This window comes from Izhakiella australiensis (assembly GCF_002006995.1).
Taxonomy (GTDB): domain Bacteria; phylum Pseudomonadota; class Gammaproteobacteria; order Enterobacterales; family Enterobacteriaceae; genus Izhakiella; species Izhakiella australiensis.
On record NZ_MRUL01000001.1, the window covers coordinates 459303 to 472091 of the forward strand.

At 55.4% G+C, this 12789-nt stretch carries 11 protein-coding genes and 1 pseudogene; 4 read left to right on the forward strand and 8 right to left on the reverse strand.

What is annotated here, in order from left to right; translation table 11 throughout:
• Positions 1 to 3: 3 nt before the first annotated feature.
• Entirely contained in the window at positions 4 to 1203 is a 1200-nt protein-coding gene (gene metC / locus BTJ39_RS02055; protein ID WP_078001247.1) for a cystathionine beta-lyase, read from the reverse strand.
• Between the two features lie 239 nt (positions 1204 to 1442).
• Between metC and exbB the strand changes: the two genes are divergently transcribed.
• Complete coding sequence (exbB, locus tag BTJ39_RS02060) at positions 1443 to 2177, forward strand: tol-pal system-associated acyl-CoA thioesterase (protein ID WP_078000990.1); 735 nt, start codon at positions 1443 to 1445, stop codon at positions 2175 to 2177.
• Positions 2178 to 2181: 4 nt separating this feature from the next.
• Positions 2182 to 2607 carry a TonB system transport protein ExbD gene (gene exbD / locus BTJ39_RS02065; RefSeq protein ID WP_078000991.1) on the forward strand — a complete coding sequence of 142 codons (426 nt, stop codon included), beginning with the start codon at positions 2182 to 2184 and terminating at the stop codon, positions 2605 to 2607.
• 111 nt (positions 2608 to 2718) lie between these two features.
• Here exbD and tcuC read toward each other — a convergent pair.
• From tcuC to BTJ39_RS02095, 6 genes and pseudogenes are all read right to left on the reverse strand, one after another.
• Positions 2719 to 4043, reverse strand: a pseudogene (tcuC, locus tag BTJ39_RS02070) (tricarballylate/proton symporter TcuC).
• A 140-nt stretch (positions 4044 to 4183) separates the two neighbouring features.
• Positions 4184 to 5164, reverse strand: a complete 981-nt coding sequence (locus BTJ39_RS02075; RefSeq protein WP_078000992.1) for a Csu type fimbrial protein — start codon at positions 5162 to 5164, stop codon at positions 4184 to 4186.
• The gene (locus BTJ39_RS02080) at positions 5161 to 7590 is read right to left on the reverse strand and encodes a fimbria/pilus outer membrane usher protein (protein WP_078000993.1); all 2430 of its coding nucleotides are present in this window, start codon (positions 7588 to 7590) and stop codon (positions 5161 to 5163) included. Before BTJ39_RS02080 ends, BTJ39_RS02075 begins: the two co-directional genes overlap by 4 nt.
• Positions 7587 to 8312 carry a fimbrial biogenesis chaperone gene (locus BTJ39_RS02085; RefSeq protein WP_078000994.1) on the reverse strand — a complete coding sequence of 242 codons (726 nt, stop codon included), beginning with the start codon at positions 8310 to 8312 and terminating at the stop codon, positions 7587 to 7589. Before BTJ39_RS02085 ends, BTJ39_RS02080 begins: the two co-directional genes overlap by 4 nt.
• Positions 8313 to 8335: 23 nt before the next feature.
• A complete protein-coding gene (locus tag BTJ39_RS02090) occupies positions 8336 to 8863 on the reverse strand; it encodes a Csu type fimbrial protein (RefSeq protein WP_078000995.1) in 528 nt (175 codons plus the stop codon).
• Between the two features lie 16 nt (positions 8864 to 8879).
• Positions 8880 to 9446: a Csu type fimbrial protein gene (locus BTJ39_RS02095; protein ID WP_078000996.1), complete on the reverse strand. Its 567-nt coding sequence runs from the start codon at positions 9444 to 9446 to the stop codon at positions 8880 to 8882.
• 575 nt (positions 9447 to 10021) lie between these two features.
• Here BTJ39_RS02095 and BTJ39_RS02100 point away from each other — a divergent pair.
• Positions 10022 to 11464 (forward strand): aminotransferase-like domain-containing protein, encoded by a 1443-nt coding sequence (locus tag BTJ39_RS02100; protein ID WP_078000997.1) that lies wholly within the window; start codon positions 10022 to 10024, stop codon positions 11462 to 11464.
• Here BTJ39_RS02100 and BTJ39_RS02105 read toward each other — a convergent pair.
• Positions 11447 to 11938 (reverse strand): YlaC family protein, encoded by a 492-nt coding sequence (locus BTJ39_RS02105; RefSeq protein WP_078000998.1) that lies wholly within the window; start codon positions 11936 to 11938, stop codon positions 11447 to 11449. The genes BTJ39_RS02100 and BTJ39_RS02105 overlap by 18 nt on opposite strands.
• Positions 11939 to 12165: 227 nt before the next feature.
• On the opposite strand from BTJ39_RS02105, the gene BTJ39_RS02110 reads away from it, so the two are divergent.
• Entirely contained in the window at positions 12166 to 12777 is a 612-nt protein-coding gene (locus tag BTJ39_RS02110) for a hypothetical protein (RefSeq protein WP_078000999.1), read from the forward strand.
• The last annotated feature ends 12 nt before the right edge of the window (positions 12778 to 12789 follow it).

The following is a 12789-nucleotide window of genomic DNA, read 5'->3' on the forward strand; positions in this document are numbered from 1 at the left end:
ATGTTATGGCGATATTGCACTAATTCTTTCCAGCCCGGCGGCAAGATCGGCAATCAGATCGTCGACGTGCTCCAGCCCAATATGTATTCGCACCAGCGTCCCGCTGAAATCAACGCCGCCGGCCGGGCGGATCGCCGCGATTTCTTCAGGCTGGTTGGCCAGGATCAGCGATTCATATCCGCCCCATGAATAGGCCATGCGGAAGTGGGTAAAATTATCAAGGAAGTGCGCCAGCTGTTGATCCGTCAGCCGCTGTTTCAGTATGAAGGAGAACAGGCCGCTGCTGCCGCTAAAATCCCGCTGCCAGAAGGTATGCCCTTTACACTGCGCCAGCGCCGGATGATTGACCCGCGCCACCTGCTCATGCCCGGCCAGCCAGTTTGCCACGGCAAGGCCGCTTTCATCATGCTGACGCAGGCGAACCGCCAGCGTGCGCAGGCCGCGACTGGCCATGTAAGCGGTGTCGGCATCGACCATCTGCCCCATCAGGTAAGCATTTTCGCGCAGCTGCGGCCAGCAGCGGGCGTTTGCCACGGCGGTGCCAATCATGGCGTCGGAATGACCGATCAGGTACTTGGTTCCCGCCTGGATGGAGATATCGACGCCCATCTCCAGCGGGCGGAAAAGCACGCCGGCCGCCCAGGTATTATCCAGCATGATGACCGCCTCAGGCGCTTTGCGGCGCACGGCGGCGACAATAGCGGGTACATCCTGAACTTCCATGGTGATTGAAGCGGGTGATTCCAAAAATACTACGCGCGTATTGGGGCGGATAAGATCGGCAATTTGTTCGCCGATGCAGTGATCGAACCAGCTGGTTTCCACGCCGAGTTTGGTCAGGACTTTCGTGCATAAATCCTGGGTTGGCTCATAAACCGCGCCGCTCACCAGAATATGATCGCCGTTGCTGACAAATGCCAGAATCGCGTTGGCGACAGCCGCCGCGCCGCAGGGAAACAGGTAGCAGCCCGCGCCGCCTTCCAGTTCGGCCATCGCATCTTGCAGCGCGAAGTGGGTTAGCGTACCGCGACGCCCGTAAAACAGTTCGCGATCGGCGCGTCCGGCAGTTGCGCGCTTTTTATCGGCAACGTTGTCAAAAACCAGTGAGGAAGCGCGTTGAATTACGCTGTTTACCGCGCCTTGCGTGTAGCGGCGATCGCGCCCGGCGGAGATAAGCGCGGTTTCGATTTTTTTGCTCGACATGCTGAACAGGCTCTGTTGGTTATGGTTATTGGCTGAGGTTAACATGCCAGCCGGCGGCGGCATATTCATCAGCGGTGAAAGTCGCGAACTTTCCCTAAAAAAGTCCCGTGGCAAAGGGGATACATTTGAGGGAAAAGTGCTCAAAATGTAAATAGTAATGAGAACCACTATCAATTCAGTCTGATTTTGGTATGATCCGCGCTGGAAATTTTAAAGCAGGACAACGTTGGAGACACAGCGTGACGAACGACTTAATGCAGACGGACCTTTCCGTCTGGGGCATGTATCTGCATGCGGATATCATTGTAAAGATAGTGATGATTGGCCTGTTGCTCGCTTCCGTAGTGACCTGGGCGATTTTTTTCGGAAAATTTACCGAATTAAGCAGCGCCAGAAGACGGGTTAAAAATGAGCAAAATGCGTTAGCGAACGCCCGCTCGCTCGATCAGGCTGAAGAAATCGGCAGCAAGTTTCATCGCAATAGCCTGTCGGCGCGGCTGATTAAAGAAGCGCAGGATGAGCTGATACTGTCGCAGGGAAGTCAGGACAACGAAGGGATTAAAGATCGTACCGGCTTTCGCCTGGAGCGCCGTGTGGCAGCCTTCAGCCGCCACGCCGGACGCGGCAATGGTTTCCTGGCAACGATTGGCGCCATTGCGCCGTTTGTCGGCCTGTTTGGCACCGTGTGGGGGATCATGAATAGCTTCATCGGTATCGCCCAGACGCAGACGACTAACCTTGCGGTGGTTGCGCCGGGGATCGCTGAAGCGCTGCTGGCAACTGCCGTTGGCCTGGTTGCAGCGATTCCTGCGGTGGTTATCTACAATATATTTGCGCGTATGATTGCGGGTTATAAAGCCTCGCTCGGCGACGTAGCGGCGCAGGTTCTGCTGCTGCAAAGTCGCGATCTCGATCTGGTGGCGTCTGGTCATACGGCGCAGGCGAAGGCCGCTCAGAAGCTGCGCGTGGGGTAAGTTTATGGCAATGCGCTTGAACGATGACCTTGAAAGCGATGGTGAAATGCATGAAATCAACGTAACGCCGTTTATCGACGTTATGTTGGTTCTGTTGATTATTTTCATGGTTGCCGCGCCGCTCGCTACCGTTGACGTACGGGTAAACTTACCGGCTTCTACCAGCGCGCCGCAGCCGCGTCCTGAGAAGCCCGTCTACCTGTCAATTAAAGCGGATAAGCAGCTTTATATCGGTAACGATCAGGTAACGCCGGAGACGCTGGTTAATGTGCTGAACGCTCAGACCGAAGGTAAAAAGGACACCACGATCTTTTTCCAGGCGGATAAAAGCGTCGATTATGAAACCCTGATGGGCGTGATGGATCAGCTGCGTCAGGCTGGCTATCTGAAGATTGGCCTGATGGGAATGGAAACCGCCAAGCATAATTAAGTGACGGCATAGTTCGACCTGTAGGCAATAAAAAACCCATGTCCGGCATGGGTTTTTTATTGGGCCTCATCCAGCCTTAAACCGGCAACCCGGCCGCTGGCGCGCGCGTAACTAGCTGCGTGCCGCTTCGGCACTGACCGGGTGCTGAGCCTGATACTTCTTCACCAGACGTTTGATGCACAGGGTACCGATTAGCCCGCAGACGCGGCGAACGTCAGCCAGACGCCGGGCATAGCTTTATCGCCAGTGGCGTGAATCAGATAGCTTGAAACCGCAGGCGTAAAGCCGCCGAACAGCGCTGTTGCGAGGCTGTATGCCAGCGAGAAACCCGCCGCGCGAACTTCCGCCGGCATAATTTCAGCCAGATAAACCACCATTGCGCCGTTATAGCTGGCATAGAGGAAAGAGAGCCATAGCTCGGCAACCAGCAGGTGGTTAAAGCTTGGTGCGTTAACCAACCAGTGTAAGACCGGCCATGAAGTGAACGCTGCCAGAATGGTGAAGGTAATCAGCAGCGGGCGTCGACCGATGCGGTCAGAGAGGGCGCCCATTACCGGCAGCCAGATAAGGTTTGACAGCCCGACGCACAGCGTAACGAAAAAGCTCTCTTTGTCGCTCATCATCAGAACGGTTTTGCCGAAGGTCGGGGTAAAAGCGGTAATGGCGTAGAACATGACGGTGGTGGTGACTACCATCAGCATGCCTGCCAGCACCAGCGCCCAGTTGCTGGCAACCGAGCGCATAATGTCGCTCATGGAAGGATGGTGCTTACGTTTGCTGAACGCTTCGGTCTCCGCCAGCATGCGTCGCACCCAGAACAGGAATGGCACTATCATACAGCCAATAACAAAGGGAATGCGCCAGCCCCATTCTGTGACCTGATCTTTTTCCAGGATATGGTTCAATGCCAGGCCGAGCAGCGCCGCGAAAATTACCGCAACCTGTTGGCTGCCGGACTGCCAGCTAACGTAGAAGCCCTTACGTCCTTTTGGTGCAACTTCAGCAAGGTAGACCGATACGCCACCCAGCTCCACGCCGGCGGAAAAGCCCTGCAGTAAGCGGCCTAGCAGGATCAGGATTGGCGCCGCGATCCCCAGCGTGTTGTAACCCGGTACGCAGGCGATGGTCAGGGTTCCTATTGCCATCAGGGTCAGGGTTAGCAGCAGGCCTTTACGGCGACCGTGGTGGTCAATGTAGGCGCCGAGGATGATGGCGCCCAGCGGCCGCATCAGAAAACCGGCGCCGAAGGTCATTAGCGTCATCATCAGCGATGCATAAGGGTCGTTGCCGGGGAAAAAGGTTTTAGCGATGGCGCTGGCATAGTAGCCAAACACCATAAAGTCATACATCTCCAGAAAGTTACCGCTGGTAACGTTGAAAATAGTTTTTGCGCCGTTCTGCTTTGGCGACGGCGTCGTTGTACTCTGTGTTGTCATAGTGCTTCCCGATCTCCTTGCGATTAACATCCTGTTTTAACTAGCGGATAGCTGGCCTGTTGTGAGCCAGATCACTGTTAGCAATTTACGCCTCCGGGCAATTAGTAACAGCCTATTAACAAGCAGGCTATCCGGATAGTTCAAAATGACAGATCGACGATGACGCTGTCGCTGTAGCTGCCGATAGCGGGCGTGGCCTGTGCACTAAGAATAGCAGCAGTGTAATTGTAGGTTTTGGTCAGGCCGTCGGTACTGGTGCTGTTCGCGCTGCTGCTGGCAACCCGCTCGCTATCCAGTGGCCCCCAGCGATTGCTGCTGCTTCCTTTGTAGATTTCATAGGCCAGCAAATTAGCCCCGTTTGCCATATAACGCTGATTGTTGTTGGCATGTCTGCCGTTGCTCAGGCCAATGGTGTAGGTACTGCCTTTGGTACACACCACGCTGAGTGACTGCGACACGCTGGCAAAGCGATTGACCAGCGGCGCGCTGCCAAAGTTAATATCAGGTGCGCTAATGGTGGTGCAGTCGTTGGTGATCGTCATGGTGAGTGAAACGGGCACCACGGTGGTGTCAGTCTGTGGCGTCAGGCAGATATTGAGCAAGTTGATGCTGGTGCAGATATCGTAGGAAACCTGCACGTTTAGCCGCACTTTATAATTTCCGGCGGCGACCACCGCGCCGGGAACGGTGCGCAGATAAATAGGGATGGTAAAATTTTTGCCAATGACAATCAGCGAGAGCAGATCGTTGGATCGGTAGGTAACGCTGGTGGCCGGATTAATGGTTAATTCGTTGCCGCAGCTGGCGGCAAGGCACAGCTGAACCGGGATACTGTCGCTGCCGGCGAGCTCGGTTTGCATAACCCCGCGTGAACCGTTACTGACAGTGGCGTTCAGCAGTCGCAGCGAAATGGTATCGGAGGAGAGTAATCCGAGCGATAGCGCGGCGCCGCAGTTTACCTGGATCGCCGAGGCGGTGGTATTGATCGTGCTGTTGACATAAAAAGAGGTAACGGTGCCAAATGCCGCGCTTTGTGAGGGTAAGCTGCAGCTGCCCAGTGCCGTTTTGGCCCATAGCAGCAGTAAAATCAACAGGCCGTGCCGGATAGCGTTTTTGATCATGGCGAGTTTCCTGAAGCGGGCGCGGGGAGGGCGCAGACAAAGGGACCGTAAGTATTCAGCGTTGAGGAGGCTGCATCGGTTATTTTGACGGTGACTTCGCAGCTGCGTCCGTCAGGCGTCACCACGCGCAGTGGATTTTCAGTTTGTAAGCCCTCCAGCCAGGTGATGCCGTCCCAGCCGACAACGCCAGACTGCCGATCGGAACCTGAAACCACGCTGGAAACCGGCAGCGGATCCCCCTGACTATCCTGCAGAATAATATTGGCCGCGCGCAGCGACTCGATGGGGAAATTGAGCAGATAGCCGCTCTGACGGCGCACGGAAAATCGCTGCTCAACGTTTGGAATGCTCATGGTGGCGGGTAAATCGAGAGTATCAATATCATATTTAGCCGGATACCAGGCGCTGACGCGGGGGACCAGTAAGTAGCCCCGCTCGTCGGTTTGGCCCATCAGCTGATTTTCGTAGCTGACTTTAATATTGGGATAGCCGGTTTTTACCAGCACAAACGCGTCATTGACCTGATTGGCGCTGAACAGATGCCCATCCATAAATACCAGCGATCCCATCATATCGCCCCAGGTGGTGCTGTACCTGTCATCGCCGTAGTAACCGCCCGCCAGCTCTACGTTATTATTGCGCCAGTTCAGCCCGGCCTGACGATAGTCGCTATTGCTACTTTGCCGAGCCCAGGAGGCATCCCAGGCCAGACCGCCGTCGGAAGGCATGGCATGGGACAGGCTCAGGCGTTGGGTATAGCCATTTTGCCGATCTCGTTCCATGCTGATGCTGGCATTGCCTTGAGCGCTGAATGGAATGACCAGCGAGATAGCCCCGCTCCAGCTATCCTGCTGCTGGTCGTGGCTGGCGGAAACATACAGGCTGCTGCTTTCCCACAGGCTGATGCTCCATGACATATTCCACAGGCTGGTGCGTTCGCCGCTGCTGCTGGTGATGTCAATATAGGCCGCTCCCAGACTGCCATAGCTGTCGAGGGACAGGCTGGCGCTGTACTGGGCGCTGCGGCGGCTAAGCGTGAACTGGCTGCTGCCGCCGAAGCGGTTGTTATCCTGCCGGTCGCCGTACAGTGCGAGATTGCTGAATTCAGCGCTGCGGATGACCTGCTGAGTGCCGATACTGAAGCGGCGATTGTTGTATTGATAGCCCCAGCCGTATTGCGTGCCCTGCGCGCCGGACATCTGGCTTCGGGTCAGGGAGCCGTTAAAGGTACCGAAAGCCCCCGGCTTGAACTGCGCGCCCGCGCCTCCCAGCATTAGATTCTCGGCAGTTTCAGCATGGCTCTCCAGCGTCAGCCAGTCTGCCAGACCGTAGCGGTAAGAGCCATTAGCCGCCGCGCTGCGGTAATCGAAGCTTTTCAAACCATAGTTTTGTCTTAAGGCGCCGGCTGACAGCGAAAAGTCCGACAGCCCCGCCTTGAGCAGGTCGCTGGAAACGTAAAACGGCAGGGTAGTGGTAACGCGTCGGCCAACGGCGTCAGTGGTGACGATAACCGCATCGCCCGCGCCGTTGACGTAGGGCATATTGGTCAGAAACCAGCTGCCGGGCTGCACCTGATTGCGGCTGGAACGATAGCCGTTGATAAACAGATCGACGGTGGATGGCACCGCTGCCTGACCTGCGAACGTTGGTAGCGGGTAGGTTATCAGGTCCGGGCGGACGCTGAAGTCGCGGGCGAACTGAACGCCGCCGAGGCGAACGCTGGAGCTCCAGCCCAGGGCGTTAGTGGTCAAATCGCCCACGCGCCAGCTCAGCGCTTTCTGTTCATTTTCGTTCGCCCACCAGCTATCGTAACGGAGATAGCCGGCAGGTTGATCAAACGTTGGTCCGGTTAGCTGTTGCTGCCAGACGCCGTTACTGGAAAACTGCCCGCGCTCGCCGAACAGCCGCAGCTCATTCCAGGCGGACAGCCGGGTTCCCTGAGCGCTGGTATGGCTGGTGTAAAAGTCATAATTAAGCAGTACGCCCTCGCTGCTACGGCCCGGATAGCGGGGGCCTCTACGCGTTTGCGAATTTAAGGTTTGTGCCGGCAGCCAGCCTGGCGGAACCGTCAGCATAATGCGCTGACGATTACTATCGTAATGGGCCTGCATCCCGCTGGTTGCCGAGACATCAACGTCCGCGCCGTCAAGATGGCGGCTGGCGATCCCCGCCTGGATCAGGTCGGCGGCGCGCAGAATATAGTGTCCGTTGCGAAAGGTCACCTGCACTATCTGGTTACTGTCATATTCATTAACCACCAGCCCCAGCATGTATTGTTGATTTTGCTCGCTAACCGGCGCGGCGCTGGGCGGCGGCGGTAACGAAGACCAGGTTTCAGCGCTACCTTGCTGCACGATCAGGCTGCTCAGTAAGCCGCAGAGGGCGAGCGGGTATTGCCTGCCAGTCCGTCGATGCCGTTTGTTCATTCCGCTTGCGGCGAGCCTTTACTTTGCCAGCTGCGCGTTGTTGAAAGCTGAGCGCTAAGCGTATCGCGAACTGATGCCGGGAAATTCAGCGGGAAAGCGTTCTGACTACCGGCCAGTACATAGCCCAGCAGGCTACTGGATAACTGACGCCCTGCCAGGGTGACGTTGCTCAGACGCGCGTGGCCGCTGCCGCGGTTATCGATAAGTAGCAGCTGGCGCCCATCACGTTTAGCAATGTGCCAGCTAAGCTGCGGTTTGGCGTTTCTGGCTACCAGACCTTGCCCATATACAAACAGCGGCACGGAATAGCGCATCTGAAACGCCAGACCGGCCTGTTTGCTGCCCGGTGCCGGCGGCGCGGGAATTTCATCAAGTAAAATCCGGTAGGCGGATTCTTTGCCTGCCGGCGTTGCCCGCTGTTTGATCAGGCGTATCAGCTGCCTTTTCCCCGGCTCGATACGCACCATCGGCGGGCTGGCGACCACATCCTGCTGATTTTGGTACTGCTCGTTTCCGTTAAGCTGGCGCCAGCCGAAGATGCGCACCTGCATTAAGGTGGTCGCGTCTCCCCGGTTCTCCAGCCACAGCTCTGCGGCCTTGTCATCGCTATCGAGGATCGGGTCGATAGGCCAGATCATCACCGAATTGCCGGCGCGGGCAGTGGATACCAGAGAGCACAGCAGCAGCGTCAGGAAAAGAGGGCGGATCAGTGAATGGGACATAGCGCGTTCCTTGTCGAGGCGGGTTACCAGCTCAGCGTTATCGTCAGGCTGTCGGCATAGCTGCCGGCGCGATAGACGCCGTTCATCTGTAGCTGGCCGTAAACCGGTAAAATGATGTTATTGGCGTTGCTGTAATTAACGGCGACGTTTTGATCTATCGGGATCTCCGCCGCCGCGTTATAGGCAGCGCTGGAAAAAATGCGGTAGGGCAGTAGCTCACCGGAACGGCTGTTTTTTAAATTGCGGGTAGTGGTGTAACTGCTGCCGCCATTAATACTCATACTCAGGGTGGTTCCGGGTGAGCAGGCGAGAGTCAGCGTGGTGTTCTGAACGTAGCTGGCGTTGACCGCACGCGAGCCTACCCCAGGATGAGTACCAAAGTTAAGCGTACCGAATACACCGTTGTTGCTGCCGGAGATAGCGCATCCCGCCACGATCGCGGCGCTGACCTGAAACGACTTAGTCGGCAACGCTGACAGCGAGCCAGATTGTATTATCAGCAGCGTAAAGGCGCTAAGGCCGATGCAGCGCCTGATCCGGCGGTCGTTCATCTTCCCTGCCTGCCATTTAGTAGTTCACGACAACGCTGATGGTATCGGTATAGGTTCCCGCCGGTATGGCGGTATTAAAATTCCCCCCGGTAATGCGGCCGTAAACCGGATAGTTATCACCGTTCGCGGGATCGCTGGTTCCACTGGTAGCCAGATTGGTATTGTTAGCGATAGGGGTGGTATAGGAGGTGTTGCTGTACAGCGTATAAGCGATGCCTTTAGTGGCATCGTTGCCAAGCAGCAGATAGCGCGGCTGAGCGCTGACCGAGCCATACACCGTATCCGGCGCATCGTTGCTGCTGGTCAGCTGCACGTTATAAGACTGGTCGGTGGTGCATTTAACAAAGATGCCATTGCCACGGGAGCCGATCAGGGTGGCGTTCAGGGTACTGAAGGTGGCCGCGCTGGTGCCAAAGTCGAGGGTACCGAAGTTAACGCCGGTAGTGGCTGACTGTCCATTGACCAGACAGCCGGAGGTCAGGGTTAGCGTTGCATTAATCGTACCGGTACTGGTTGCCGCCATCGCCGTACCGCTCAGGCCTACAGCAGCGCTGCACCCGGCGATAAAAAGCCTTAATTTCATAAATAACCCTTATATTATTAAAGATATTAGTAATTACTTATTCTGATGTTTTAAAGCGTCTGCTAGCGCGCCAATAGCATTGGCGTGACGATAACTTACCGTTAAATAATAATAATTCAGGAAGGTTATTATTTTTTTGTACACGGAGTCCAAAAATTTTTTTTCTACTATAGAACAAATATAAAAATCAGGCTAAGTAGAAAGTAAAAAAATTATTAATGTATGGTTGAGCTCGCGTTATCTGCCCGATAAACAGTCACAGGGTGTCTGCCCGGCGTCACGGTGCCAGGTAAATGTGAATTGCTGAGGATGGTTTACAATGCCGTAGCCGGGAGCGGTGAAGTTTGCGCAGTTTCGTCTTATGGTTGCCGTATATCGTGTTGTAAGTAAGAAATTTTATAAAATAACCTCCTGACACTGGCGCAATTTAAATGTTAAATCGGGCCTAATAAATCAAATTTTCATGATTATATCCAGGCCGGGATCCTGTCTGATTAATTATCGTCGATCAGGCTTGCCGCCATGTATCGCCAACCTATAATAGTGCTTATTTCCCCAAAAACAGGCTGTAACAGATGGCCAAATATCAGAAGCTGGTGGATGAAATTCGTCAGCAGATAGCCAGCGGTGTCTGGCTGCCGGGCGATAAGCTTCCTTCACTGCGCGAGCAGGTTGCCCGCAGCGGGATGAGCCTGATGACGGTAATGCATGCCTACCAGGTGCTTGAAAGCCTTGGTACGCTGGTTTCGCGCCCGCAGTCCGGTTACTACGTTGCACCGCAGGCGGAGTTTTTGCGTCAGCCCGAAGCGCACCAGAAGGTGCAGCTGGCGGAGTCGGTGGATATCAATACTTTTATCTTCGATGTTCTGCAGGCAACGCGCGACCCGCACATTTTACCTTTTGGCTCCGCCTTTCCCGATCCGGACCTGTTTCCCCAACGGGCGCTAATGCGCTCGCTGAATACCGTGGCCCACAGCATGAAGCCTGAGGATGCGCTAAATAATCTGCCGCCGGGTAACGAAGCGCTGCGCAAGACTCTCGCACAGCGGTACGCCATGCAAGGAATAGCCGTTGCACCGGATGAAATCGTCATCACTAACGGCGCGATGGAAGCGCTGAACCTTAGCTTGCAGGCGGTCACTGAACCGGGAGACTGGGTGGTGGTTGAAAACCCCTGCTTTTACGGCGCGTTGCAGGCGGTGGAGCGGCTGAAATTGCGTGCGGTGGCGATCGCCAGCGATCCTCAGCACGGCCTCGATCTGGACGCGCTGCGCGAGGCGTTATCACGCTGGCCGATCAAGGCCTGCTGGCTGATGACCAACTATCAAAATCCGTTAGGCTGTTCGCTCAGCGATGAAAAGAAGGCGCAGCTGGTATCTTTACTGCAAGAGAAAGGCGCCTTTTTAATTGAAGACGACGTTTATGCTGAGCTTGGCACCGACGGCGAGCATCGGCATCCGGCTCGCTACTGGGACAGCCAGGGAACGGTATTGCACTGCAGCTCGTTTTCCAAAAACCTGGTGGCTGGTTTTCGCGTCGGCTGGGTGGCTGCGGGGCGTCACGCGGCAAAAATTCAGCGCTTGCAGTTAATGAGCACGCTGTCTACCAGCGTGCCGATGCAGCTGGCATTAGCCCACTACCTGACCAGCAACAGCTACGATCGCCACCTGCGCGCGCTGCGTCGCAGCCTGGCACAGCGAAAAATGCTGGCCAGACGGGCGCTGACTCGCTGGCTGCCCCCTGAAGTGAATATTAACGATGCCCAGGGCGGCTATTTTTTATGGATTGAGCTGCCGCCGGATCTGGATGCGATGCAGCTTTATTACCGGGCGCTGGCGCGGAACATTAGCATTGCGCCGGGGAAAATGTTTTCCTCCGGCGATCAGTATGCCAATTACTTTCGCTTTAATGCATCCTGGGCGTGGGGAGATGAGCAGGAGCAGGCGGCCAGAATACTGGGTGAGCTGATTCGCACTCTGCTGGACGAGCAGCAGAAAAGGCTACTTAGCCAGCCCTGAAATCGGTTCGCGTGAACCCCAGGTAAGATGGAACATATCGTAGAAATCCACTTCGCCTTTGGTTGCAAGCAGGCGCTGCACGCCTTGTTTGATACTTTCAGGGATAAGCTGATGGGTTAGGATCTCGTTAACTGCTTGGTTCGATAAGTTGCGGTCATAGTACCATTCGCCGTTATAGCAGACGCGCAGATCCAGGGTATCGATATCTTCAAAGCGGTAGCGGGGATTGATATCCATCAGCATCAGAATGCTCATGATCAGGACGAACAGCGTTGCGCCCCAGAACGCCGGCCAGCCAAGGAAGTCGGTCGTAAAGATCAGCGCGGCGGTAAGCAAATAGCAAATAAACATCAGTGCCCACAGGCCCGGATGTTTTTTCATAAAGCTGAAGCTGAAACGGGGTTTATTATCACGCCGTTCTTCACGGTTTATCTGCTCGATCTCGCGCAGCATGATGGTTTTGATGATGTCCATGCTTTCCCCCTGAATTTGGTTATCTGAATATTAAACCACGGCGCGCCGGAAGCGGGCAGAGACAGTTTTTATTTATTCAGCTATAACAGTCGGGTTTATTTGGCTTAAGTTAATAAAATTAGCACGTTATGTGATGTGTAACCATTCAGAGTGATTGCAACCCGACGCCAAAGTGCCACAATTGATTAACAATCTGGTTTCGAATTTATGACAACAGGAGACGCCGTATGCTATACGCTTCTTGCAGTCTGATGTCGCTGATGTCGTTTGCCGCCGGTACGCTGATGACTGGCGCCTCAAGCCAACCGCACTATTTATTACTATCGCAGACGGACAACGGGGTGCCCAATAATCCACGGTTTCCGCTGATCTGTTATCCGCAGGCTGCGCCAGAGGATAGCGAGGATCTCGCCGTCTGGTTTGAAGATCGTTTTGCTGCTAACCAGTGGCTGCCGCGCTGGCGTTATCCCGTTTACCCTTACACCCATTTTCATCCAAATACCCATGAGATGCTGGGCATTTGCGCCGGCTGGGCGGAAATATTATTTGGCGGTGATAATGGCCGGGTAATGACGGTGCACGCTGGCGATGCGGTACTGATCCCCGCAGGCGTCGGGCACAAGCAGATAGCCGCCAGCGATGACTTTTTTGCCGTCGGCGCTTACCCGCGCGGGATACAGCCGGAAACGCTGCGCGACGATAAAGCGCAGTTAAGCCTGGCGCTGGAAGCGGTGAAGCAGGTTGCCGTGCCGCAGAGCGATCCTCTGCTGGGTGACCAAGGCGGCCTGGTTGATATCTGGCACCCGCTGGTCGGCGCAGAAAACCGCAGCGACAGCTAGCCCCACGGCAGC

Bases quoted from the DNA above. Each gene is read 5' to 3' on its own strand.
- metC (WP_078001247.1), bottom strand. From the start codon at position 1,203: ATGTCGAGCAAAAAAATCGAAACCGCGCTTATCTCCGCCGGGCGCGAT.
- exbD (WP_078000991.1), top strand. From the start codon at position 2,182: ATGGCAATGCGCTTGAACGATGACCTTGAAAGCGATGGTGAAATGCAT.
- BTJ39_RS02075 (WP_078000992.1), bottom strand. From the start codon at position 5,164: ATGATCAAAAACGCTATCCGGCACGGCCTGTTGATTTTACTGCTGCTA.
- BTJ39_RS02080 (WP_078000993.1), bottom strand. From the start codon at position 7,590: ATGAACAAACGGCATCGACGGACTGGCAGGCAATACCCGCTCGCCCTC.
- BTJ39_RS02085 (WP_078000994.1), bottom strand. From the start codon at position 8,312: ATGTCCCATTCACTGATCCGCCCTCTTTTCCTGACGCTGCTGCTGTGC.
- BTJ39_RS02090 (WP_078000995.1), bottom strand. From the start codon at position 8,863: ATGAACGACCGCCGGATCAGGCGCTGCATCGGCCTTAGCGCCTTTACG.
- BTJ39_RS02095 (WP_078000996.1), bottom strand. From the start codon at position 9,446: ATGAAATTAAGGCTTTTTATCGCCGGGTGCAGCGCTGCTGTAGGCCTG.
- BTJ39_RS02100 (WP_078000997.1), top strand. From the start codon at position 10,022: ATGGCCAAATATCAGAAGCTGGTGGATGAAATTCGTCAGCAGATAGCC.
- BTJ39_RS02105 (WP_078000998.1), bottom strand. From the start codon at position 11,938: ATGGACATCATCAAAACCATCATGCTGCGCGAGATCGAGCAGATAAAC.
- BTJ39_RS02110 (WP_078000999.1), top strand. From the start codon at position 12,166: ATGCTATACGCTTCTTGCAGTCTGATGTCGCTGATGTCGTTTGCCGCC.